The sequence below is a fragment of the Sphingomonas larreae genome (assembly GCF_051400595.1).
GTDB lineage: Bacteria > Pseudomonadota > Alphaproteobacteria > Sphingomonadales > Sphingomonadaceae > Sphingomonas.
In genome coordinates this window covers 354,789-375,548 of record NZ_JBLFFI010000003.1, presented here as the reverse complement: position 1 = coordinate 375,548, position 20,760 = coordinate 354,789, and the positions used below count along the sequence as shown (strand labels likewise).

At 66.8% G+C, this 20,760-nt stretch carries 20 protein-coding genes and 3 tRNA genes; 13 read left to right on the top strand and 10 right to left on the bottom strand.

All coding sequences use genetic code 11. From position 1 onward, the window contains the following. Positions 1 to 28: 28 nt before the first annotated feature. Positions 29 to 2,176 (top strand): spermidine synthase, encoded by a 2,148-nt coding sequence (locus ACMGDM_RS13300; protein ID WP_436804839.1) that lies wholly within the window; start codon positions 29 to 31, stop codon positions 2,174 to 2,176. Between the two features lie 21 nt (positions 2,177 to 2,197). Here ACMGDM_RS13300 and ACMGDM_RS13295 read toward each other — a convergent pair whose 3' ends face one another. Beyond that, positions 2,198 to 2,713 (bottom strand): hypothetical protein, encoded by a 516-nt coding sequence (locus ACMGDM_RS13295; RefSeq protein ID WP_436804592.1) that lies wholly within the window; start codon positions 2,711 to 2,713, stop codon positions 2,198 to 2,200. Between the two features lie 83 nt (positions 2,714 to 2,796). Here ACMGDM_RS13295 and ACMGDM_RS13290 point away from each other — a divergent pair. Both ACMGDM_RS13290 and ACMGDM_RS13285 read left to right on the top strand, forming a co-directional pair. Beyond that, positions 2,797 to 2,873 (top strand) — tRNA-Arg (locus tag ACMGDM_RS13290). A 53-nt stretch (positions 2,874 to 2,926) separates the two neighbouring features. After that, positions 2,927 to 3,003 (top strand) — tRNA-Arg (locus tag ACMGDM_RS13285). 59 nt (positions 3,004 to 3,062) lie between these two features. Here the strand turns inward: ACMGDM_RS13285 and ACMGDM_RS13280 are convergent. Next, entirely contained in the window at positions 3,063 to 3,245 is a 183-nt protein-coding gene (locus ACMGDM_RS13280; protein ID WP_436804591.1) for a hypothetical protein, read from the bottom strand. A gap of 123 nt (positions 3,246 to 3,368) precedes the next feature. After that, positions 3,369 to 3,458 (bottom strand) — tRNA-Ser (locus tag ACMGDM_RS13275). Positions 3,459 to 3,555: 97 nt separating this feature from the next. Between ACMGDM_RS13275 and ACMGDM_RS13270 the strand changes: the two genes are divergently transcribed. The 9 genes from ACMGDM_RS13270 (at position 3,556) to ACMGDM_RS13230 (ending at position 12,250) form a co-directional block, all read left to right on the top strand. Continuing rightward, the gene (locus ACMGDM_RS13270) at positions 3,556 to 4,608 is read left to right on the top strand and encodes a lytic murein transglycosylase (RefSeq protein ID WP_436804590.1); all 1,053 of its coding nucleotides are present in this window, start codon (positions 3,556 to 3,558) and stop codon (positions 4,606 to 4,608) included. A gap of 60 nt (positions 4,609 to 4,668) precedes the next feature. Continuing rightward, the gene (locus tag ACMGDM_RS13265; RefSeq protein ID WP_436804589.1) at positions 4,669 to 5,841 is read left to right on the top strand and encodes a D-alanyl-D-alanine carboxypeptidase family protein; all 1,173 of its coding nucleotides are present in this window, start codon (positions 4,669 to 4,671) and stop codon (positions 5,839 to 5,841) included. Further along, complete coding sequence (gene tmk, locus ACMGDM_RS13260) at positions 5,841 to 6,470, top strand: dTMP kinase (protein ID WP_436804588.1); 630 nt, start codon at positions 5,841 to 5,843, stop codon at positions 6,468 to 6,470. Before ACMGDM_RS13265 ends, tmk begins: the two co-directional genes overlap by 1 nt. Beyond that, on the top strand, positions 6,467 to 7,456 hold the full coding sequence (locus ACMGDM_RS13255; protein WP_436804587.1) for a DNA polymerase III delta subunit-related protein: 990 nt from the start codon (positions 6,467 to 6,469) through the stop codon (positions 7,454 to 7,456). The genes tmk and ACMGDM_RS13255 overlap by 4 nt, the downstream gene beginning before the upstream one ends. Positions 7,457 to 7,466: 10 nt before the next feature. Then, complete coding sequence (gene metG / locus ACMGDM_RS13250; protein ID WP_436804586.1) at positions 7,467 to 9,017, top strand: methionine--tRNA ligase; 1,551 nt, start codon at positions 7,467 to 7,469, stop codon at positions 9,015 to 9,017. After that, entirely contained in the window at positions 9,017 to 9,796 is a 780-nt protein-coding gene (locus ACMGDM_RS13245) for a TatD family hydrolase (protein WP_436804585.1), read from the top strand. Before metG ends, ACMGDM_RS13245 begins: the two co-directional genes overlap by 1 nt. Then, positions 9,793 to 10,557 (top strand): MBL fold metallo-hydrolase, encoded by a 765-nt coding sequence (locus tag ACMGDM_RS13240; protein ID WP_436804584.1) that lies wholly within the window; start codon positions 9,793 to 9,795, stop codon positions 10,555 to 10,557. The genes ACMGDM_RS13245 and ACMGDM_RS13240 overlap by 4 nt, the downstream gene beginning before the upstream one ends. Further along, positions 10,554 to 10,718 carry a hypothetical protein gene (locus ACMGDM_RS13235; protein ID WP_436804583.1) on the top strand — a complete coding sequence of 55 codons (165 nt, stop codon included), beginning with the start codon at positions 10,554 to 10,556 and terminating at the stop codon, positions 10,716 to 10,718. The genes ACMGDM_RS13240 and ACMGDM_RS13235 overlap by 4 nt, the downstream gene beginning before the upstream one ends. Positions 10,719 to 10,864: 146 nt before the next feature. Continuing rightward, on the top strand, positions 10,865 to 12,250 hold the full coding sequence (locus ACMGDM_RS13230) for an ISNCY family transposase (RefSeq protein ID WP_436804582.1): 1,386 nt from the start codon (positions 10,865 to 10,867) through the stop codon (positions 12,248 to 12,250). A gap of 181 nt (positions 12,251 to 12,431) precedes the next feature. On the opposite strand, the gene ACMGDM_RS13225 is transcribed toward ACMGDM_RS13230, so the two are convergent. The 3 genes from ACMGDM_RS13225 to ACMGDM_RS13215 form a co-directional block, all read right to left on the bottom strand. After that, a complete protein-coding gene (locus ACMGDM_RS13225; RefSeq protein WP_436804838.1) occupies positions 12,432 to 13,565 on the bottom strand; it encodes a family 1 glycosylhydrolase in 1,134 nt (377 codons plus the stop codon). 278 nt (positions 13,566 to 13,843) lie between these two features. Continuing rightward, a complete protein-coding gene (nhaA, locus tag ACMGDM_RS13220; protein ID WP_436804581.1) occupies positions 13,844 to 15,040 on the bottom strand; it encodes a Na+/H+ antiporter NhaA in 1,197 nt (398 codons plus the stop codon). Between the two features lie 198 nt (positions 15,041 to 15,238). Further along, positions 15,239 to 16,261 (bottom strand): potassium channel family protein, encoded by a 1,023-nt coding sequence (locus tag ACMGDM_RS13215; RefSeq protein WP_436804580.1) that lies wholly within the window; start codon positions 16,259 to 16,261, stop codon positions 15,239 to 15,241. A gap of 157 nt (positions 16,262 to 16,418) precedes the next feature. Here ACMGDM_RS13215 and ACMGDM_RS13210 point away from each other — a divergent pair, with 157 nt between their 5' ends. Beyond that, positions 16,419 to 17,735 (top strand): cation:proton antiporter, encoded by a 1,317-nt coding sequence (locus ACMGDM_RS13210; protein WP_436804837.1) that lies wholly within the window; start codon positions 16,419 to 16,421, stop codon positions 17,733 to 17,735. Here the strand turns inward: ACMGDM_RS13210 and arsH are convergent. The 4 genes from arsH to ACMGDM_RS13190 are packed head-to-tail and all read right to left on the bottom strand — an operon-like array spanning position 17,722 to position 20,591. Next, a complete protein-coding gene (arsH, locus tag ACMGDM_RS13205) occupies positions 17,722 to 18,495 on the bottom strand; it encodes an arsenical resistance protein ArsH (RefSeq protein ID WP_436804579.1) in 774 nt (257 codons plus the stop codon). The genes ACMGDM_RS13210 and arsH overlap by 14 nt on opposite strands. 40 nt (positions 18,496 to 18,535) lie before the next feature. Further along, positions 18,536 to 19,819, bottom strand: coding sequence for an arsenic transporter (locus tag ACMGDM_RS13200; RefSeq protein ID WP_436804578.1), 1,284 nt, complete (start codon positions 19,817 to 19,819; stop codon positions 18,536 to 18,538). After that, complete coding sequence (arsC, locus tag ACMGDM_RS13195) at positions 19,819 to 20,247, bottom strand: arsenate reductase (glutaredoxin) (RefSeq protein ID WP_436804577.1); 429 nt, start codon at positions 20,245 to 20,247, stop codon at positions 19,819 to 19,821. The genes ACMGDM_RS13200 and arsC overlap by 1 nt, the downstream gene beginning before the upstream one ends. A gap of 11 nt (positions 20,248 to 20,258) precedes the next feature. Next, positions 20,259 to 20,591, bottom strand: a complete 333-nt coding sequence (locus tag ACMGDM_RS13190; protein ID WP_436804576.1) for an ArsR/SmtB family transcription factor — start codon at positions 20,589 to 20,591, stop codon at positions 20,259 to 20,261. Positions 20,592 to 20,760 lie beyond the last annotated feature (169 nt).

Below are 20,760 nucleotides of genomic sequence, written 5' to 3'. Positions count from 1 at the left end.
CGCGGTCGGCGTGCTGTTCGTCGCGACGATGCTCACCGGCTCGTTCCTGCTGTTCCTGGTCCAGCCGATGATCGCGCGGCTGGCGCTGCCGCGGCTCGGCGGCGCGCCCGCGGTGTGGAACTCGGCGATGCTGGTGTACCAGGCGTTGCTGCTCGGGGGCTATGGCTATGCGCACCTGCTCAGCCGGCTGACGCCACCCCGCCAGCGCCTGATCCATTTGACGCTACTGATTGCCGCTGTCGCCTTCCTGCCGATCGGGTTGAGCGATCGCACGTTGCCGGATGGTGCCGAGCCGGCTTTGTGGGTGCCCTATCTGTTCGCGATCTCGATCGGCCCGCTGTTCTTCGCGGTATCGGCGCAGGCGCCGCTGATGCAGCGCTGGTACGCACTCGCCCGACCGGGCACCGATCCGTACCCGCTGTACGCCGCCTCCAACCTGGGCAGTTTCGCGGGGCTGATCGCCTTCCCGCTGCTGGTCGAGCCGCTGCTGCGGGTGACCCAGCAGCGCTGGCTGTGGAGCGGCGGCTATCTTCTGCTGGTGGTGCTGGTGCTGCTCTGCGCCACAAGGCTGCCCGCGCGCGCCGCCACGCCGGCGCCGGTCGCGTCGGCGGGAGCGGCGACCGCGGGCTCGCGCGTGCTGCTGTGGATCCTGCTCGGGCTGGTGCCCTCGGGCATGATGCTGGCAACGTCGACCTTCATCAGCACCGATTTGGTCGCGATGCCGCTGCTGTGGGTGATCCCGCTCGCGCTGTACCTGCTCAGCTTCTCGATCGCCTTCGCGGCGCGGCGCTGGCTCGCGGACACGCTGACCACCGCCGCGCCGGTGACAATCCTGCTGTTCGGCGGGATCATGATGGGCGGCTTCAACGATCGGGCGACCGCGAGCACGCTGATGGGGCTGCTGCTGCTGTTCATGATCTCGGTGGCGCTGCACACGCGGCTCTACCGGCTGCGTCCCGCGCCGGCGCAGCTGACCGGTTTCTATCTGGCGATGGCGGGGGGCGGCGCGCTGGGCGGTGTGTTCGCCGGACTCGTCGCGCCGGTGCTGTTCGACTGGACGTGGGAATATCCGATCCTGATCGTCGCCGCGGGTGCGCTGGTGCCGCAGGCGCCGCTCGCCGCGACGATGCGCTCCTGGTGGGCACGACCCGGTGCGCAGCTCGCCGCGGCGGTTGCGATCGTGGTGGCGGTGGCGATCGCCGCGGGCGTGTTCGCGCAGGAGCCCGGCGGGTTGCGCCTGGTGCGCCATACCGCGGCGACGTTCGCGATCGTCGCGGCGGTGGGGCTGCTCACGCTCGGCGCGCGCGTGCCGTATCTGCTCGTGCTGGCGAGCGCGCTGCTGCTGTTCGGTGGGTTCCGCTCGCTATCACTGTCGCTCGAACCCGGGGCGCGGCTGCGCAGCTATTTCGGCGTCTATACCGTCGTGGACGAGCCGCATCGGCGTACGTTGGTGCATGGCACGACGCTGCACGGAGTCCAGCTCACCGGCGATCCGGCGCGGGAGCGCACCGCAACCACCTATTACGCACCGGCGAGCGGGGTGGGTCGCGCGATGCGCGCGGTGCCGCTGCTGTTCGGTGACGGCGCGCACATCGGCGTCGTCGGGCTCGGGACCGGGACGCTCGCCTGTTATGCCAAGCCCGGGCAGCGGTGGCGCTTCTACGAGATCGACCCGGCGATGGCGGCGCTGAGCCGCGCGCGTCGCTTCACCTTCCTCGCCGACTGCGCGCCAGATGCCGCGATCGTGCTGGGCGACGCACGCGTCTCGCTCGAACACGCCCCCGCGCACGGCCTCGACCTGCTCGCGTTGGACGCCTTCTCCTCGGACGCGGTGCCGATGCATCTGCTCACGCGCGAGGCCTTTGCGGTCTACGCGCGCGCGCTGACGCGGCACGGCGTGCTGGCGGTGCATATCTCCAATCGCTTCGTCGATCTCGCGCCGGTGGTCGCCGCGGCAGCGCGCGAGGGCGGGTGGCGTGCGCTGATCCTCAACCATGTCCCGCCGGCGGCGGAGGAGGAGGTGACGCCATCGTCCTGGATCATCCTAACGCGTGATCCCTGGACCGAGGCGCTGCTCGCCGGCGACGACGGCGATTGGCACGTGCTCAGGCGTCGCCCCGGCTTCGGACCCTGGACCGACGATTACGCGACGATCCTGCCGCTGCTGCGCTTCTGAACGCCCGGCGCGGCGATCGCGTCACGCGGCCGGCAGCGTCGCCGCGATTGCGTCGATCCGCCGCGTCTGCGCCTCGGCGGCGTCGCGCGCCGCGGCGAGCGCCTCTTCCAGCGCGGGGTAAGCGGGTTGCAGCGCCTGCGCGCGCGCCGTGGCGATTTCCTCCAGCTGCCCCCCTGCATCGGCGTGCGCCGAGCGCAGCGAGTCGAGTTCGGCGATGGCGGTCTGCGCGTCGAGCCAACGCTCGCTGCCCACCGCCGCGCCGCGCGCGTTCGTTGCTCGCGCAGCGGCACGATCCGCCGCCGCATCGAACTGCCGCACCGCATCGGCGCGCGCGGTGGCGATGGTGGCCAGCCGCGCGTCGAGCGCCGGATCGGCCGCGACCGGGGCAGGGGGCGGCGTCGCCGGTTCCTCGAAGCCGCGCTGTTCCACCGCGCGGGGTGCGAGCGAGGGATAGCCGCTGAGGTCGGCGCCGCACGCGGCAACCAGCAGGAGCGGGGGAAGAGCGAGCGGCGCCGGGGCGCGCGGGAGGCGAGGCATGTGATCTGCGTAGAGGCGCGAAAAACTTCCCGCAACGCTCTTGCGCCCCCGCGCGTCGACGTCTAACAGCGCCGCTCCATTGCGCGCCCGTAGCTCAGCTGGATAGAGCATCAGACTACGAATCTGAGGGTCGGACGTTCGAATCGTTCCGGGCGCGCCAATGGTCTCCCACCGCGAGGTGGGCAGGTGGTCGGCATTATGCCGTGCCGCGATGCGCCCGTAGCTCAGCTGGATAGAGCATCAGACTACGAATCTGAGGGTCGGACGTTCGAATCGTTCCGGGCGCGCCAGATTTCACCGCCGCACGGCGGTCGCGAGCCGGGTCAGCGATGGCCCGGCTCGTTTGCGTTCAGGCACCGTTGATCTTCTGGCCGCTGTTGTCGGACTCGGCCGGGGCCTTCTTCTTCGTGGCAGCCTTCTTGGCTCCCGTACCGGTACCGCCGCCACGGCCAGTGCCGAGGCTGCCCCGCGCGCCATCCCCGCCTTTGGTGGTGATCGCGCCCGGATTACCGCCCGCGCCTTTCTGTGCCATCGTCCGTCTCCTTGGATCTGCTGGCGAACAACGTCCCTGCTGACGAGCCAGTTTCCATCAGATACAGTGAGTTAGATCGGCAACCTCGATCGATGCGCAGTGTCGCGGCGTGATCGCAGGCGCTGGCGGAGAGGGTGGGATTCGAACCCACGGTGAGCGTGAACCCACGGCGGTTTTCAAGACCGCTGCCTTAAACCACTCGGCCACCTCTCCGCGCCGCCTCCGCTTAGGCGCGGCACGGTGGCTCGTGCAAGTACGCCGTTGATTCGCGGTTTCGTTGATCCCCACGCTGTGTCACAACGCCCCGACCATGATCGGGGTCGCAACGCTCGCCCGCGGCATTGCCGCATCGCTTCTCATGCTCGCCGCGCCCGCGGCCTCGGCGCAGGACAGCGCGCCTACCGCCGCCGTCGATACAGGCTTCCAGACCTATCTGGCGCAGGTGCGCGCGCGCGCGGTCGCGGCCGGGGTGCGCCCCGCCACCGCGGACAGCGCGCTTGCGTCGCTCACCTTCAACCCGCGCGTTGTCGCGCTTGACCAGCAGCAGCCCGAGGCGCGTCCCAACGCGCCGGTGCCGATGTTCGCGCCCTATCGCACCGCGCACGTCGACACCGCGCGGATTTCACGCGGACGTACCGCCTATCTCGCCAATCGCGGCAGATTGGCGCGCGTCGAGGCGGAGACCGGCGTGCCCGAGCAGATCATGGTCGCGATCTGGGGGCACGAGACCAATTACGGCTCGTACACCGGCAATTTCGACCTGCTCCGCAGCCTCGCCAGCCTCGCTTTCGAGGGGCGGCGTCGCCCCTTGTTCGAGGGCGAGCTGATTGCCGCGCTCAAGATGATCGACCGTGGCGTGCCGCGCTCCCAGCTGGTCGGCAGCTGGGCCGGCGCGATGGGCAACCCGCAGTTCCTGCCCTCGGTCTACCTCCGCCTCGCGCGCGACGGGGACGGCGACGGCCGCATCGACATCTGGAATTCATCGGCCGACACGCTCGCCTCGATCGGCAATTACTTCACGCAGGCGGGGTGGCGCGCGGGCGAGCCCTGGGGCGTCGCCGTCAGCGTGCCGGCGGGCTTCTCGCGCGCCTCGGTCGCCAACCGGCTGGTCTCGCCGCGCTGCCCGCGCGTGTTCGAGCGACACAGCGGGTGGCGCACGATGGCGGAGTGGCGCGCGCTCGGCGTCGCCCTGTTGAGTGGGCGCTGGCCCGGCGACCAGGTGCAGGCGGTCCTAATCGAGCCCGACGGCCCGGGAGCGACCGCCTATCTGCTGACCAGCAACTATCGCGTCATCCTCGACTATAATTGTTCCAACTTCTATGCCTTGTCGGTGGGCTTGCTCGCCGACGCGATCGCACGCTAGGGCGCAGCCCAGCGCGCATCGCCGCCCCTTTCACGACTGCCATCGAACCGGATCCTCGCCATGACCAAGCTGCTGACCGTCCTTGCGCTGCCTGCCGCCGTCCTCGCGGTGGCTTATCCGGCCATGGCCGCGGCGCCGCAGTTCGACACGCCCGCGCCGGTCGCCTTTATGGAGGACCTGTCCTCGGGCGCCGTGCTCTATGCCAAGGACGCTGACCGGCGCATGCCGCCCGCCTCGATGGCGAAGATGATGACGGTCTACACCGCGTTCCAGATGATCAAGTCGGGCGACCTCAAGCTGTCGACCGAATTCGAGGTCCGCCCCGAGACGTGGAAGCGCTGGCATGGGCCGGCGGCGGGCTCGACCATGTTCCTCTCGGTCGGCGAGCGCGTGTCGGTGGCGAACCTGCTGTATGGGATCGTCACCTTGTCGGGGAACGACGCGTGCGTCGTTCTCGCCGAGGGCGCCTCGGGCACTGAGCAGGCCTTCACCGAGCGCATGAACGAGAACGCGCAGAAGCTCGGGCTGACCAACAGCCACTTCGGCACGTCGAACGGCTGGCCCGACGGCGGCGTCACCTATGTCACCGCGCGCGATCTGGCCAAGCTCGCCGCCGCGACGATCACCGAGTTCCCGCAGCTTTACAAGCAATTCTACTCGCGCCGCGATTTCACCTGGGGCAAGACCATGGGCGCGGGCCAGGCGATCACCCAGGCCAACCGCGACCCGCTGCTCGGCCGCGTTGCCGGTGCGGACGGCCTCAAGACCGGTCATACCGACGAGGCGGGTTACGGCTTCACCGGCTCGGCGGAGCAGAACGGGCGCCGGCTGGTGATGGTGGTCGCGGGGCTGACCAGCTTCAACCAGCGCGCGCAGGAATCCATCCGCTTCATGGAATGGGGCTTCCGCGCCTGGCAGGCGCGCCCGGTGGTGAAGGCGGGCAAGACGGTCGGCACCGCGGCGGTGCAGCTGGGCGACTCGAGCGAGGTCGAGCTGGTCGCGCCCAAGGCGCTGGCGGTGACGGTCCCCTCGGGCACGCGTCCGCAGCTGTCGGGCAAGATCGTCTATGACGGTCCCGTCAAGGCGCCGATCAAGCAGGGCGCGCATATCGCCGATCTGGTCGTCTCCGCACCGGGCCTGCCCGAGCAGCGCATGCCGCTGGTGGCGGCGCGGGACGTCGGCCAGGCGGGCTTCTTCGGGCGCGCCATGGCGGGCCTGCGCGGCCTGTTCTGATGACATCGGGGCGCTTCCTCAGCCTGGAGGGCGGGGAAGGGGCCGGCAAGTCGACCCAGGCGCGCGCGCTCGCCGCGGCGTTGCGTGAGCGCGGCGTCGAGGCCGTCGTCACGCGTGAGCCCGGCGGCAGTCCCGGCGCCGAGGCGATCCGCGCGCTGCTGCTCGAGGGCGAGCCGGGACGCTGGAGCGCGCGGGCCGAGGCGCTGCTGTTCGCCGCGGCGCGCGCGGATCATGTCGAAAAGGTGATCCGGCCGGCGCTCGACGCCGGCCGCTGGGTGATCTGCGATCGCTTTGTCGATTCGACCCGGGCCTATCAGGGCGTCGGCGGCGGGGTGGAGGATGCCGACGTGCTGGCGCTCCACGCGTTCGGCAGCGAGGCAATGCTGCCGGACCGCACGTTCCTGCTGACGCTGCCGCTCGCGCTCGGCGCCGAACGGGCCGCGACGCGCGACCATGGCGCCAGCGACCGCTTCGGCGCGCGCGGACACGACTTCCACGCCGCGGTGGCGCGTGCGTTCGACGGCTTCGCCGCAGCGGCGCCGGCGCGCTTCCGTCGCATCGACGCGGCGCGACCGCCGGAGGACGTCACCGCCGCCCTGCTCGCCGAACTGGCGGACTGGCTGCCGTGACCGCACTGCGCGGTCATCGCGCCGCGGTCGACGCCTTCACCGCCGCGCTGCGCGGTGGCAATGTCCACCATGCCTGGCTCCTCGCCGGTCCCGAGGGAGTCGGCAAGGCGACGTTCGCGCGCGCCGCAGCGGCGCGGTTGCTCGCCGAAGCGATGACCCCGGGCGAGCTCGCCCCCGGTTTCGGTCTGCCGCCGGAGCATCGCACCGCCACCTTGCTCACGGCGGGATCGCACCCTGATTATCGCGAGCTGCGCCGGCTGCCGAAGAAGGACAAGGACGACGAGCTGGCGCGCTCGATCACGGTCGATCAGGTGCGCGCGCTCGGCCCCTTCCTCGGCACGATGCCGTCACTATCGCCACGGCGCGCGATCGTGATCGACGCCGCCGACGATCTCGAACGCCCCGGCGCCTCCAATGCGCTGCTCAAGAGCCTGGAGGAGCCGCCTGCGGGCACGGTCTTCCTGCTCGTTTGCCATGCGCCCGGGCGGCTGCTCGCCACGATCCGCTCGCGCTGCCGCGTGCTACGCTTCGAGCCCCTCGGCGACGACGACATGGTGGCCGTGCTGCGCGGGGTGCTGCCCGAGGCCGAGTCCGAGGAGATCGCCTCGCTGGTGAGCGCGGGCGAGGGCTCGCCGGGGCGCGCGCTCGGCTATGCCGGGCTCGACCTCGGCGCGATCGAACGTGCGCTCGAAGGCATTGCGCGCGACGGCGACCCCACGCTGACGCGCCGCGCCGCACTCGCCAAGTCGCTCGCGCTCAAGGCGGCGCAGCCGCGTTACGAGGCGTTCCTCGACCGTGTGCCGACCTTGATCGCGCGCGCGGCGGCGACGCGCGTCGGCAGCGACCTGCGCGTCGCGCTCGACGGCTATGACGAGGCGCGCTCGGTCGCCGCGGCGGCGCGCGCGCTGTCGCTTGACCAGCAGGGCACGGTGTACGAGCTCGCCGGCATCGTCGCGCGGCTGGCATCGCGCGATGGAGAGCGTTAGGAGGCGCGGCATGGGCGACCCCTTCTACATCACCACCGCGATCAGCTATCCCAATGGCCGCCCGCATATCGGCCATGCCTATGAGGCGATCGCCGCGGACGCGATCGCACGCTTCCAGCGCCAGGCCGGACGTGCTGTGCGCTTTCAGACCGGCACCGACGAGCACGGGCTCAAGATGGTCCAGTCGGCGCGCGACCGCGGCGTCGAGGTGCGCGCGCTCGCCGACGAAATGTCGGGCTATTTCAGGGCCATGTGCGACAGACTTGCGATCAGCTACGATCGCTTCATCCGCACCACCGACGCCGATCACCACCGCGCCAGCCAGGCGATCTGGCAGGCAATGGCGGACGCCGGGGATCTTTACCTCGACCGCTATGCGGGCTGGTATTCGGTGCGCGACGAGGCCTTTTACGACGAGAAGGAACTGGTCGACGGGGAAGGGGGCACCAAGCTGTCGCCGCAGGGCACGCCGGTGACCTGGACCGCGGAGGAGACGTGGTTCTTCCGCCTATCCAAGTACCAGCAGCCGCTGCTCGACTTCTACGCGGCCAACCCCGACTTCATCCGCCCCGAGGCGCGGCGCAACGAGATCCTGCGCTTCGTCGAGGGCGGGCTGTCGGATCTGTCGGTGTCGCGCACCAGCTTCGACTGGGGGGTGGCGGTACCCGGTAGTCCGGGCCACGTCATGTACGTCTGGGTCGACGCACTGACCAATTATCTCACCGGGGCTGGCTATCCCGACGGCGAGCTGCGCTACTGGCCGGCCGACCTCCACCTGATCGGCAAGGACATCGTGCGCTTTCACGCGGTCTACTGGCCCGCCTTCTTGATGTCGGCGGGGGTAGCGCTGCCCAAGACGGTGTTCGGCCACGGCTTCCTGCTCCACCGCGGCGAGAAGATGTCGAAGAGCCTCGGCAACGTGGTCGATCCGCTCGACCTCGCCGAGGCGTTCGGGGTCGACGGGCTGCGCTACTTCCTGCTGCGCGAGGTGAGCTTCGGCCAGGACGGCAGCTATTCGGCCGAGGCGATCGTCACGCGCGTCAACGCCGAGCTCGCCAATGCCTTCGGCAATCTGGCGCAGCGAACGCTGTCGTTCATCGCCAAGAACCTTGGCGGCACCTTCCCGGACCCGGGCCGTGCTGACGCAGCGGACGCGCAGCTGATCGAGGAGGTGGTGGCCGCCTGCGCCGGGCTGCGCGCCGGCTTCACCGACCTGCTGCTGAGCCAAGGCGTCGAGGCGTGGCTGCGCGGCGTGTTCGCGTGCAACCAATATATCGACGCGCAGGCGCCCTGGTCGCTGCGCAAGACCGATCCCGACCGGATGCACGCGGTGCTCCGCACGCTGGTGCGCGCAATCCGCATGCTTGCGATCGCGATCCTGCCGGTGGTGCCGGAGGGCGCGGGGAGGGTGCTCGACCAGCTCGGCGCCGACGAGCGCGACCACGCCGCGATCGACGACGACGGCTGGTACCAGCGTCGCTACGACACCGGCGCGACGATCGCACCGCCGACCCCGGCCTTCCCGCGGCTGGAGCTGCCGGCTGAGACGGAGCCCGCCTGATGCTCGCCGACAGCCACTGCCATCTGAATTACGAGGGCGTGTTCGAGCAGCAGGCCGCGGTGCTCGAGCGTGCCCGCGCGCGCGGCGTCACCGCGATGCTCAACATCGCCACCCGTGAGCGCGAGTGGGACGCGGTGCTCGCCACCGCCGAGCGCGAGCCCGACGTTTGGGCTAGCGTAGGTATTCACCCGCACGAGGCAGACCAGCACCCGCACATCGACACGGCCAAGCTGGTCGAGCGCGCGCGTCACCCGCGCGTGGTCGGCATCGGCGAGAGCGGGCTCGACTATCATTACGACCATTCCGATCGTCAGCGGCAGCAGGCGAGTTTCCGCGCGCATATCGCCGCCGCGCGCGAGAGCGGGACGCCCATTATCGTCCACACGCGCGACGCCGAAGAGGACACCGCCGCGATCCTGCGCGAGGAGATGGAGCAGGGGGTCTACACCGGCGTGATCCACTGTTTCACCGCCAGTGACCGTTTCGCGGACCAGGCGCTCGACATCGGCCTGTTCATTTCGATCTCGGGCATCGTCACCTTCCGCAATGCCGAGGCGCTGCGCGTGACGGCGGCGCGGATCCCGCGCGAACGGTTGCTGATCGAGACCGACGCGCCGTTCCTCGCGCCGGTGCCGCATCGCGGCAAGACTGGCGAGCCCGGCTTCGTTGCCGACACGGCAGCCTATCTCGCGCAGCTGCGCGGCGAAAAGGTTGAGGAATTGCAGGACTATACGGCGCAAAACTTCCACGCGCTCTTCAGCAAGACACGCGCGGCGTGAAGGTCCGGATCCTCGGCTCGGGCACGTCATCGGGGGTGCCGCGGATCGGCAACGACTGGGGCGACTGCGACCCCAACGAACCGCGCAACCGACGCACGCGCTCCTCGCTGCTGGTCGAGCACGCCGACGTCCGCGTGCTGGTCGATACCAGTCCTGACATGCGTGAGCAGTTGCTTGCGGCAGGTGTGGGCGCAGTAGATGCGGTCATCTGGACGCACCAGCACGCCGACCATGTGTTCGGGATCGACGATCTGCGCCAGGTCTATCACGCCCTCGGCCGTCCCGTGCCCGGCTATGCGCGCGACGAGTGTGCCGCGGTGTTGCGCCGCCAATTCGGCTATGTCTTCGCGGGAAGTGGCGGTTATCCGCCGACCGTCGCGCTCGAGCCGCTGCCGGATCGGCTGACGCTCGGGGGGTTGACGATCCATGTGGTCGACCAGCCGCATGGCGCGATCACCTCGGCGGGATTGCGATTCGAGGCGGACGGCCGCGCCATCGGCTACGCTACCGACATCAGCGCGATGACGGACGCGATGCGCGACCATTATCGCCAGCTGGACGTGTGGATCGTGGACGCGCTGCGGCGGCGTCCGCATCCGACGCATCCGGACCTCGCGACTGTGTTGGGCTGGGTCGACGCGCTGCGGCCGCGGCGTACCGCGCTGGTCCATATGGATCAGTCGATGGACTATACCGGACTGCTCGCCGAGCTGCCCGACGGGGTCGAGCCGGGCTATGACGGCTGGGAAGATCGCGCGTGAGTGACCGGCTCGTCGCCGGGTTGGCGCTCGTGCTTGTACTGATATTGCCGGTCGCAGCGCTGATGGCGCGAGCCGTGCCGATGAAGACGATCGCGCGGTATGCAGGGGCTTGGCTGCTCATCTTCACGTTGATCTACCTGATCGCTATGCAGTTTACATAATGTGTGTTATCGCTTTCGTGCAGAGTAGGCGCTTGTAGGCGCTAAGTACAAATGCCACGAACTCGCTAGATAGAAATGGCACTCTGCCGTGCTATCGGCGGGTCGCCGGTGTCATAGCCGTTCTCGGCAACGAGGACGCGCATTGTATGACGGTGCTGGCGATGAGTGCCGCTGAGATCACCCGCTTCGACACGCTGATGCGGCTCGACCGCGGCGAGATCTGGGTTACGGACGCGATGGAGCTGCTCGGCCTTGCGAGGCGGCGGGTGTACCGGCTGCTGGGCCGCCTGCGAGAGGACGGCGCCAGGGGCCTGGTCTCGCGCAAGCGAGGACGCCCGAGCAACGGGCGCTACAGCGACGCCTTCCGTGCCGAGGTGGTCACGCTGGTGCGCGAGCACTATGCCGACTTCGGACCGACGCTGGCGCACGAGTACCTCGCCGAGCGCCACGGCATCGGCCTGTCGTGCGAGACCCTGCGGCGCATCATGCTGGAGGCCGGGCTGTGGCGGGACCGTGCGGCCAAGCGCCCTCGCCCATACCAGCCTCGCTACCGGCGCGACTGCCGCGGCGAACTCATCCAGGTCGACGGCTCCGAGCACTGGTGGTTCGAGGGCCGCGGTCCGCAATGCACGCTCCTGGTCTTCATCGACGATGCCACCAGCGAGCTTATGCACGTCGAGATGGTGGAGAGCGAGAGTACCTTCTCGTACATGCGCGCGACGAGGACGTACCTGGAGCGGCACGGCAAGCCGGTGGCCTTCTACACGGACAAGCACAGCGCCTTTCGCAACAACACGGCCTCGGCCAAGGGCGACGGCATGACACACCTCGGCCGCGCGCTGGACCAGCTCATCATCGAGCTGATCTGCGCGAACTCGCCGCAGGCAAAGGGTCGGGTCGAGCGGGTCAACGCCACGCTGCAGGACCGCCTCGTCAAGGCGATGCGGCTACACCGCACCTCCACCATCGACCAAGCCAACGCCCTCCTGCTTTCCAACATGGCAAAGCACAATCGCCGGTTCGCCAAGGCGCCGCTCTACCCGCGCGATCTGCACCGGCCGCTGGCCATTCACGACGACCTTGAGGCTGGGCTGGTCTGGCGCGAGCAGCGCACCGTCACCGGCGCCCTCACCCTGCACTACAACAAGGCCATGTTTATCCTGGAGCCCTCGCCTGCGGCGCAGGGGGTCGCGCGCAAGAAGGCAGACGTGTGCGAGTACCCGGACGGCCGGCGCGAGATCCAGCACGAGGGCACGATCCTGCTCTATCGCATGTTCGACAAGATGCGCCGCGTGAACCAGGCTGCCGTGGTCGACAACAAGCACCTCGACGCGGCGCTGGCGCTAGCTCGCACCATCCAGCAGGCTCAGCCACATCACCGGCAACGGAACAATAACGAGCCGGCGCGAACCGCACAGCCCACCGGTGTATTTAAGCCACCCTACCCGGCTTCTCCTGGCCCGAAGCTGGACCGCCGCACGCTCGGCAACAGTCGCCTTAGCGCGGTCCTCGTCTGTCAAATGAGGAGCTAGTTGCGCGAGGCTTAGGCGAGTACGCCCGTTAGCGTGTGCTCTCAGCAAACGGGCGGTCTGCTTCGTGCGCCCGAAAAGCTGCCGTCCGGCTCTCGCCCAGCTTCTCGCGCGAGCCGTTCGGAGCCGCGTCGGCACTGCAGCGGAGAACGCTGCTGGTAAAGCCGATGTGCCGAACTCGTGATCAATCGCCCAGTCCTCCGACAATCGAAAACGGCCCATAAGGTAGCACCGGTGTATCCGCCCATTGCGCGATGAGGCGACGGTACGCTTCGCCAACCGACCGGATGTTGCGGTCCAGATCGTAGAGGCCAAGCGCATTGACCGTGCCGTTCTTGTCCCGGAGAGCCACGTCCCAGTCGACCTGATCGGTGACAGAATACCACGTCATACCGCAGATCGGCACACCCATACGCCGGAGCATCTGGATGTTGGCCCAGGTTTTCCAAAGCCACTTCGCAGCGTCATCGTTGCCGGTGTCGACGAGGTTGGTTTCAGTGTGCATAATCGGCAGCCGGTATCGTTCGTGATACGCGAGTGCGACTGGGGCATAGCCAAACACCTCTCCGGCGGCACGCCGAATCTCGGGTGCGACCAGAAGGTGTTCGTTGGTCACATAATAATCGTGTCCGAGAATGAAGTGCTCGACCAAATCGACCGAGCGAAAGCGGGCGTATTCGGCTTCGGTCATGCCGTTCTCGCGCAGGTAAGCATACATGCCCGCCGAGATGCGCCGGCCGCAAATGAGGTCGAGCGTCAGAAAGCGGCGTTCATTGAACATCGCCGCTTCTGAGGTTAGGTCTGGGTGATTGGCGTGGGTGTGCTCGGACGATTCTGCATGGATGAAGAGCGCGTCAGGGCGCACTTCGAGAATAGCGAGCATCGCCTCGAGGCTCGCTCTGGTCACGTTTTTGAGGGCGCCAACGAAACCCTGGTGACTGGCTAGCCGCTCGTTCCACCATCCGTAGTAGCCGGAAAATTCAGCGGTGATGTACATTTCGTTCACCGGTGTGAAGAGCCGGACCCATGGGTAACGCTCTGAGAAGGCCCTCGCGTATTCAGCAAAGTGAGGCGGCCAGTCTTCGTTCTGGAAGTCGCCAATCCAATCAGGCACACCGAAGTGGCATAGATCGATTATGGGCGTGATGCCCATCTCGCGCATGACTGGGAGCACTTCATCGGTGAAAGACCAATCGTACCGGCCAGGTCCAAGGTGCATGCGGTAGTATGGAGGGCCATAGCGTAGGTGGCGGCATCCAAGAGCCAACGTAAGTTCAAAATCCTCACGCCAGCGATCGTAGTGGCCGCATTCCGCCATCTGGTCGCGTCGCACTCGCTGCCCACTGCTATCGACGATAGACGGGTAGCTGCACTCGATCCCACTCGCGAACACGAACCTTGACTTCGAAGGATGAGAGACTTTGCGCGGGTTGTAAAACAAGGACGAAGTCGGACGGTCGCTCATAGCGGTTCCTAGCCCTTTGTAGCATTAACGCGGGCGAGCGTTCCCCAGGCAAACGGGTCAGCCCCTGCTACCACAATCGCGTGAGAAGGGCGATCAATCTACCTCCGCTCCAAGCGGCCAAGGGCCGCCGCTCACCCGGCCTCAGACTGCCGGTAGGCTCCGTAAGATTCGCGCTTGGCCAAGCGTAGGATGACGTAGCCGAGCAGCCCTGAGACGAAGGACCCTGCGAGAACGCCGATTTTTGCTTCGGCTTGGAGCAAGGGGCTGTTCGGGAAGGCAAGCAGAGTGATGAAGATACTCATTGTGAAGCCAATGCCGCACAACAGGGCAACACCAAAAACCTGAAGCCCGCTGGCGTGGGCCGGCATGTCGGCTAACCGCAAGCGAACAGCGATCGTAGCAAAGCCGAATACGCCTATGACCTTCCCGATCAGGAGCCCTACTGCAACGCCCAAGGTCACGGGTGCGCTCAGCGCTCCAGGTGGCAGTCCAAGGACGGGGACAGCGGCGTTAGCGATCCCAAATATAGGTACAATGATGAAGCCTACGGGTAGGTGAAGCGCATGCTCGAGGCGATGAAGTGGGCTGATGCTGTCATTATCTCGACGACCTGGGGTGCACTCCATGGGAATGATGAAGGCGAGCATCACTCCGGCCAGCGTCGCATGGATCCCGGATCTGAGTACCAATACCCACAGGACAATTCCGACGAGCAGGTAAGGTGAGAGACGGCGAACGCCGAAACGGTTCAGGGCAACGAGAACGGCAACCGCGGCACCGGCACCCGCGAGATCGGGCATAGAGAGATCGGCTGTGTAGAACATCGCGATTATCAGTACGGCGCCTAGATCGTCGATGATTGCTAAAGCTGCCAGGAAGACGCGCAGTGAAGCCGGCACGCGGTTGTCCAAGAGCGCGATGACACCCAGCGCGAAGGCGATATCCGTCGCGGCGGGGATGGCCCATCCAACTGCTGTCGGCCCGCGATTGAAGGCCAGGTAGATTAGCGCCGGTACGATCATCCCGCCTGCCGCTGCAATGCCCGGCAAAATTCGACGCGACCAGGTCGATAGCTGTCCATCGAGCACCTCGCGCTTTATCTCGAGACCCACGAGAAGGAAGAACACGGCCATAAAACCATCGTTGATCCAATGCCCGAGGGATAGCGGACCTAGGTAGGCATGCAGCAACTGGTCGTAGCCAGGCCCCAGCGGCGAATTGGCGATGAGCAACGCCACCAGCGCTGCGGCCATCAGCACGATTCCAGCTGACGATTGCGCTTCGAGGAAGCGGCGAATGGCGCTCGGCCGTACGGAAGATTTCGTCATCGGGCTCCAGACAGGAGAGAACACGCTGGCGGCCCGACCAGCGAAACAACCTGCCCTGGCTCTGTCGACAGAACCTGGACACCCTGAGCGGCTTGTACAGCCCCGAAGCGGGCGCACAACCAGAAGAGCCTTTTTGGAAAGGCGTGGTGCGGCGCCGTCCCTAGCTTTGTGTGCGCATCTATCTGGGCAAGGGAGCCATCAGGGCCTCGGCACGACCTCCACGATCATGTCCCCAGGCTGAAGGCTGCGGACCTCGGGTTCCCAGAAACCGAACGCCTGATCGCCCCGATAGATTCGATGTCCGAGCCCCGTCTTTATCTCGGCTAGCGCCTTGCCAATTTCACTCTCAGCAACGGGACGCTCGTGGAGCGCTACACGTCCGCCTGTGGCCGCCAAATCGGCGAGGTATTCGGCCAGATGCGTTCCATGGGTCGACCCAGCCAGGAGCAATCCGGCGAAACTCGCCGGGTTGATGACGGTGTCGGCGCCAGCCTGCCTGGCGATAGCCTCGTTGTCTTCAGACCTAATCACCACGCTAATCGGCACATCGGGAGCAAGGCGGCGCGCGGTGAGAACTATCAGAATGGATGTGTCGTCCCGGCCGGCAGAGACGATGATCGCGCGGGCGTTCGCCACATGCAGCGCCTCAAGCGCGGCGTTTCTGGTGGCATCTCCTTCCATGACGGTTGCGCCGCAGTCGCGTGCCGCGCGAAGTGCCGTTCGATCTGCGTCGATGACGACGACCGTCTTGGGATCAGCACCGCGGCGCACCAACTCGCTGACCGCCTCCGAGCCGCTGGTGCCATAACCCGCTACCACAACATGGCCTTGGAGATGCCGCTGGATGATCTTCATGCGCCACTTCTCCCAAACACGCTTGAGAACGAAATTGTAGGCTGTTCCAAGGAAAATCAGCCAGACAAACAGCCGGATCGGGGTCACGACGAAGGTGTCAAAGAGCCTTGCCTGCGGTGTGACCGGCACGATATCTCCATATCCCACCGTGGTGACCGTGATCATGGTGAAATAGAGCACGTCGACGAAGCTGATCTTGCCGTCCACGTTGTCGTGCAGACCGTTGCGATCGAACCAGTGTACCGCAAGCGCTATGCTAATCAGACCGAACGCCAGCAGCACGCGCCAAATCAGGGTCAGCCAGATGGGCGTACGGCTCTTGCGATGAAGACTGAGCGTATTCGGGTCGGGATCGCTGCTGGGCATGAACCATATAGCGAAAACGATGATCGGCGCCGACAGCCCATTGGCGCTGCATCCACGCTCACGCCTGCGACGAGCAAGCCTGAGAAATTGGCGCACTGGCAAACGTATCAAATGGAGTCCGGTGGAGCCGCAGAGCCTATGTGCCCGTTGCAGCAGCATGCCAGCCGATTTTGCCCCCGATCCTTACATTCTCATCATGACGGGTGCGGGCCTGCTGATCGCGCTGGTGGCGTGGCTGCCGCTTGCGCTGAAGCGGCTGCCTCTGTCGCTACCTATCGTCTGTATCGGCATCGGAGCCGCCCTGTTTCTGCTCCCGCAGGTCACGCTGCGCCCGCTGCCGATCGCCTACCCGGAGATAACCGAGCGGTTCGCCGAGTTCGTGGTCATCATCGCGCTGATGGGTGCAGGGCTCAAGATCGACCGGGTATTCGGCTGGCGGCGGTGGTCAATCACGTGGCGCCTCCTGGCGATCACCATGCCGCTGGGTATCCTGGTGATCACGCTGCTTACCTGGTGGGCTCTCGGGCTACCATGGGCGGTTGCGCTGCTGGTAGCGGCGAGCCTTGCACCGACGGACCCGGTTCTCGCCGCCGATGTGCAAGTGGGACCACCGAAGACAGGTGACGAGGACGAGGTACGCTTCGGACTTACTTCAGAGGCTGGTCTGAACGACGGTGCCGCTTTTCCGTTCGTTCACCTGGCCATCCTGCTCGCCGTCGCGCTGCCAGCGGGAAAGCCTTGGGCGACCGAATGGCTGACGTATCGCGTTCTTTGGGAGATTGCCGGCGGGGTCGCGGGAGGCTGGATCGTCGGCCGGGTCTTCGGCTGGCTGACCTTCCATGTGCCGGCTGAGACCAAGCTCGCACGGACCGGCGACGGCCTGATCGCGCTTTCCGCTACCTTCGTGTCCTACGGGCTTACCGAGATCCTGCACGTGTATGGCTTCCTTGCCGTATTCGTCACCGCACTGACCGTGCGCCACACGCACCGTGAGCACGAGTTCCAGGCGGATATGCACGCCATCACCGAGCAGATCGAACGACTGGCGATGATGGTGCTGCTGATCTTGTTCGGAGGTGCCCTTGTCAGCGGCCTGTTGGCGCCGGTGACGTGGATCGACGCCATAGTCGCCGTGATCATCCTGCTGATCGTACGCCCAGTGACGGGATGGCTTGGTCTTCTTGGGCATCGCGCGGACAAGGGCGAGAAATTGACCCTCGCGTTCTTCGGCATCCGCGGCGTCGGCTCGATCTACTACCTGGCTTACGGCATCAACCACATGGAGGTGGCGAATGCCGCACGCTTGTGGGGTATAGTCGGGTTGGTAGTACTTCTATCAGTCTTGTTGCACGGGCTGACAGTGACGCCGATCATGCGCTCGCTCGATAAGCGCCGCGGCGTTGACCCTGATGCGGAAGCATCACCTCCGCCCGGCCTGCAGGGACCAGCCGATCGCACCGTCACGGCTGATTGATCTTCGACCAGTCATCACGTTGGCGCCCTGTTGCGATGCTCGACAAATCGGTCGCCGGATCTGCGGGTACGTTGGCCTCTTTGCGCTCGGAGTATCGATCTACGAGCCGGGCCGCGTGCGGGCGCAGCAAGACCGTGAAACGGATCAGCTCCTCCATCACGTCGACGATGCGGTCGTAGTAGCTGGACGGCTTCATGCGGCCAGCATCGTCGAACTCCTCGAACGCCTTGGCGACGCTCGACTGGTTCGGGATCGTCACCATCCGCATCCAGCGACCGAGGACGCGCAGGGTATTCACGCTGTTGAACGACTGCGATCCGGCTGACACCTGCATGACGGCGAGGGTTCGGCCCTGCGTCGGGCGCATCCCGCCCATCGACAGCGGCAGGTGGTCGACCTGCAGCTTCATGATGCCGGTGATCTGGCCGTGGCGTTCCGGGCTGCACCACACCTGTCCCTCCGACCACATCGACAGCTCGCGCAGCTCGTGGACGGCGGGATGGTCGTCGCCGGTTACCTGATCCGGCAATGGCAGGGTTGAGGGATCGAAGATGCGCGTCTCGGCGCCGAAGAACCGCAGCAGGCGCGCCGCCTCCTCGACGCACAGCCGGGAGTAGGACCGCTCGCGCAGGGATCCGTAGAGCAGCAGGATGCGCGGGGGCGGATCGCCTGCGCCCAGCCCGAGTGCAGGCCTGTCCAGCGCGTAGCGGCGATCGAGTGCGGGCAGGTGGTCGGGGTCGGAGAGTCGTCGCAGAGGCATCAGGCAGGGTGTCCGGTCGGGTTGGATGGATTCCGCAGCATCAGGCACCAAGCCGCAGCGCCAGGGCGGCAAGCGTCACCAGCAGCACGGGGATGGTCAGGGTCGTTCCGATCCTGAAGTAGTAGCCCCAGCCAATGCGGATGCCCTTCTGACCGAGGACGTGCAGCCACAGGAGGGTGGCGAGCGAGCCGATCGGCGTGATCTTGGGGCCAAGGTCGCAGCCGATCACGTTGGCGTAGATCATCGCCTCGCGGACGGCGCCCGTGGCGTGGGTGGCGTCGATCGACAGGGCACCGACCAGGACCGTCGGCATGTTGTTCATCACCGACGACAGCAGCGCGGCGATGATGCCGGTGCCGAACGCCGCGCCCCACACGCCGCCCTCGGCAGTACGGTTGAGGAGACCGGCGAGATGGTCGGTCAGGCCGGCGTTCCGCAAGCCGTAGACGACCAGGTACATGCCGAGCGAGAAGATCACGACCTGCCACGGTGCGCCGCGCAGGACCTTGCGGGTCTCGATGACGCGACCGCGCCCGGCGATGGCAAGCAGCAGGACCGCGCCGGCAGCGGCGACGGCGCTGACAGGAACGCCGAGGGGTTCGAGCAGGAAAAAGCCGGCCAGCAAGGCGGCGAGCACAACCCAGCCGGCCCGGAACGTGGCCCGGTCGAGGATCGCGTCGGCTGGAGCACGAAGCTGCGCCACGTCGTAGCTGGTCGGCACGTCGCGGCGGAAGAACAGCAGCAGCACGACCAGCGTCGCGGCGATCGACGCGAGATCCACTGGCACCATCACCGAGGCGTAATCGGCGAATCCGATGCGGAAGAAGTCGGCCGACACGATGTTGACCAGGTTGGACACGATGAGCGGCAGGCTGGCCGTGTCGGCCACGAAGCCCGCCGCCATCACGAACGCCAGTGTCGCCTTGTCGCGGTAGCCGAGCGCCCGCAGCATCGCGATGACGATCGGGGTCAGGATGAGTGCGGCGCCGTCGTTCGCGAACAGCGCCGACACGGCTGCGCCGAGGAGGACGATCAGGACGAACAACCGTCGGCCGTGCCCGCCGCTCCAACGGGCGACGTGCAGCGCCGCCCATTCGAAGAAGCCGGCCTCGTCCAGCAGCAGGCTGACGATGATAATGGCGACAAATGTCGCGGTCGCGTTCCAGACGATGCCCCAAACCACCGGCACGTCGGAGAGCGAGACCACTCCGGCGAGCAGCGCCACGGCCGCGCCGCCCAGTGCGCTCCACCCGATGTCGAGGCCTCGGGGCTGCCAGATGACCAACGCGATCGTGACGACGAAGATGGTGAGGGCGAGGAGCATCAGGCGACGCGGTGCCCGGAGGCGTCCACCACCTGTTCGCCGTCTTCCTTGGCGAACGCGCCTCGCTGCGGCTCGGGCAGCAGGTCGAGGACGACCTCAGACGGGCGGCAGAGCCTCACGCCGAGCGGCGAGACGACCAGCGGCCGGTTGATCAGGACGGGGTGCGCCATCATGGCGTCGATGAGGGCGTCGTTGCTCAGCGACGCGTCGCCGAGGCCGAGCTCGGCATAGGGGGTGCCCTTTTCGCGCAGCAGATTGCGGGGCGTGATGCCGGCGCGCCCGATCAGCTCGACTAGCAGAGCGCGGGACGGCGGGGTCTTGAGATACTCAACGACGTGCGGCTCGATGCCGGCGTTGCGGATCATCGCCAGCGTGTTGCGCGAGGTGCCGCAAGCAGGGTTGTGGTAGATCACGACGTCGACGGCCACGTGGAGTCCTTTCAGCAGCAAGGGGCGAGTTCGGCGAGGAGCGGCGCGCACAGCTCCGGCGCGCCGGCGCAGCAGTCCTTCACCAGGAACAGCGTCAGCGCCCGCAGACCGTCCAGGTCGGCGCGGTAGATGATGGATCGGCTGTGCCGCTCAGAGCGCACGATTCCCGCTCGCGCCAGGATGCCGAGGTGCGCCGACATGGTGTTCTGCGGCACATCGAGCTGGCGGGCGATCTCGCCGGCCGCCATGCCGTTCGGTTCATACCTGACCAGAAGGCGGAACACCTCTAGGCGGGTGTCCTGCGCTAAAGCGCCGAAAGCAGCGATAGCCTTGTACTTTTCCATATATCTAGCATAGAGGATATGTCTGCTGTTGCAAGCCGAAGGGTTGCGGTGCAGCTGCGCTCTTACTTGCCTGAACGCAGACCGGCCGCTTCCTTCAAAATCCCGCCGCTGCGACAGCGCGGTAACCCAAAGCCTGGTCGAGGTGCCACTAATCACACACAGCCCGTGC

What these genes read in the sequence shown, in the direction of transcription:
- ACMGDM_RS13300 (WP_436804839.1), top strand. Translation starts at nt 29, where the DNA reads ATGCTCACCGGCTCGTTCCTGCTGTTCCTGGTCCAGCCGATGATCGCG.
- ACMGDM_RS13295 (WP_436804592.1), bottom strand. Translation starts at nt 2,713, where the DNA reads ATGCCTCGCCTCCCGCGCGCCCCGGCGCCGCTCGCTCTTCCCCCGCTC.
- ACMGDM_RS13280 (WP_436804591.1), bottom strand. Translation starts at nt 3,245, where the DNA reads ATGGCACAGAAAGGCGCGGGCGGTAATCCGGGCGCGATCACCACCAAA.
- ACMGDM_RS13270 (WP_436804590.1), top strand. Translation starts at nt 3,556, where the DNA reads ATGATCGGGGTCGCAACGCTCGCCCGCGGCATTGCCGCATCGCTTCTC.
- ACMGDM_RS13265 (WP_436804589.1), top strand. Translation starts at nt 4,669, where the DNA reads ATGACCAAGCTGCTGACCGTCCTTGCGCTGCCTGCCGCCGTCCTCGCG.
- tmk (WP_436804588.1), top strand. Translation starts at nt 5,841, where the DNA reads ATGACATCGGGGCGCTTCCTCAGCCTGGAGGGCGGGGAAGGGGCCGGC.
- metG (WP_436804586.1), top strand. Translation starts at nt 7,467, where the DNA reads ATGGGCGACCCCTTCTACATCACCACCGCGATCAGCTATCCCAATGGC.
- ACMGDM_RS13245 (WP_436804585.1), top strand. Translation starts at nt 9,017, where the DNA reads ATGCTCGCCGACAGCCACTGCCATCTGAATTACGAGGGCGTGTTCGAG.
- ACMGDM_RS13230 (WP_436804582.1), top strand. Translation starts at nt 10,865, where the DNA reads ATGACGGTGCTGGCGATGAGTGCCGCTGAGATCACCCGCTTCGACACG.
- ACMGDM_RS13225 (WP_436804838.1), bottom strand. Translation starts at nt 13,565, where the DNA reads ATGGCGGAATGCGGCCACTACGATCGCTGGCGTGAGGATTTTGAACTT.
- nhaA (WP_436804581.1), bottom strand. Translation starts at nt 15,040, where the DNA reads ATGACGAAATCTTCCGTACGGCCGAGCGCCATTCGCCGCTTCCTCGAA.
- ACMGDM_RS13215 (WP_436804580.1), bottom strand. Translation starts at nt 16,261, where the DNA reads ATGCCCAGCAGCGATCCCGACCCGAATACGCTCAGTCTTCATCGCAAG.
- ACMGDM_RS13210 (WP_436804837.1), top strand. Translation starts at nt 16,419, where the DNA reads ATGCCAGCCGATTTTGCCCCCGATCCTTACATTCTCATCATGACGGGT.
- arsH (WP_436804579.1), bottom strand. Translation starts at nt 18,495, where the DNA reads ATGCCTCTGCGACGACTCTCCGACCCCGACCACCTGCCCGCACTCGAT.
- ACMGDM_RS13200 (WP_436804578.1), bottom strand. Translation starts at nt 19,819, where the DNA reads ATGCTCCTCGCCCTCACCATCTTCGTCGTCACGATCGCGTTGGTCATC.
- ACMGDM_RS13190 (WP_436804576.1), bottom strand. Translation starts at nt 20,591, where the DNA reads ATGGAAAAGTACAAGGCTATCGCTGCTTTCGGCGCTTTAGCGCAGGAC.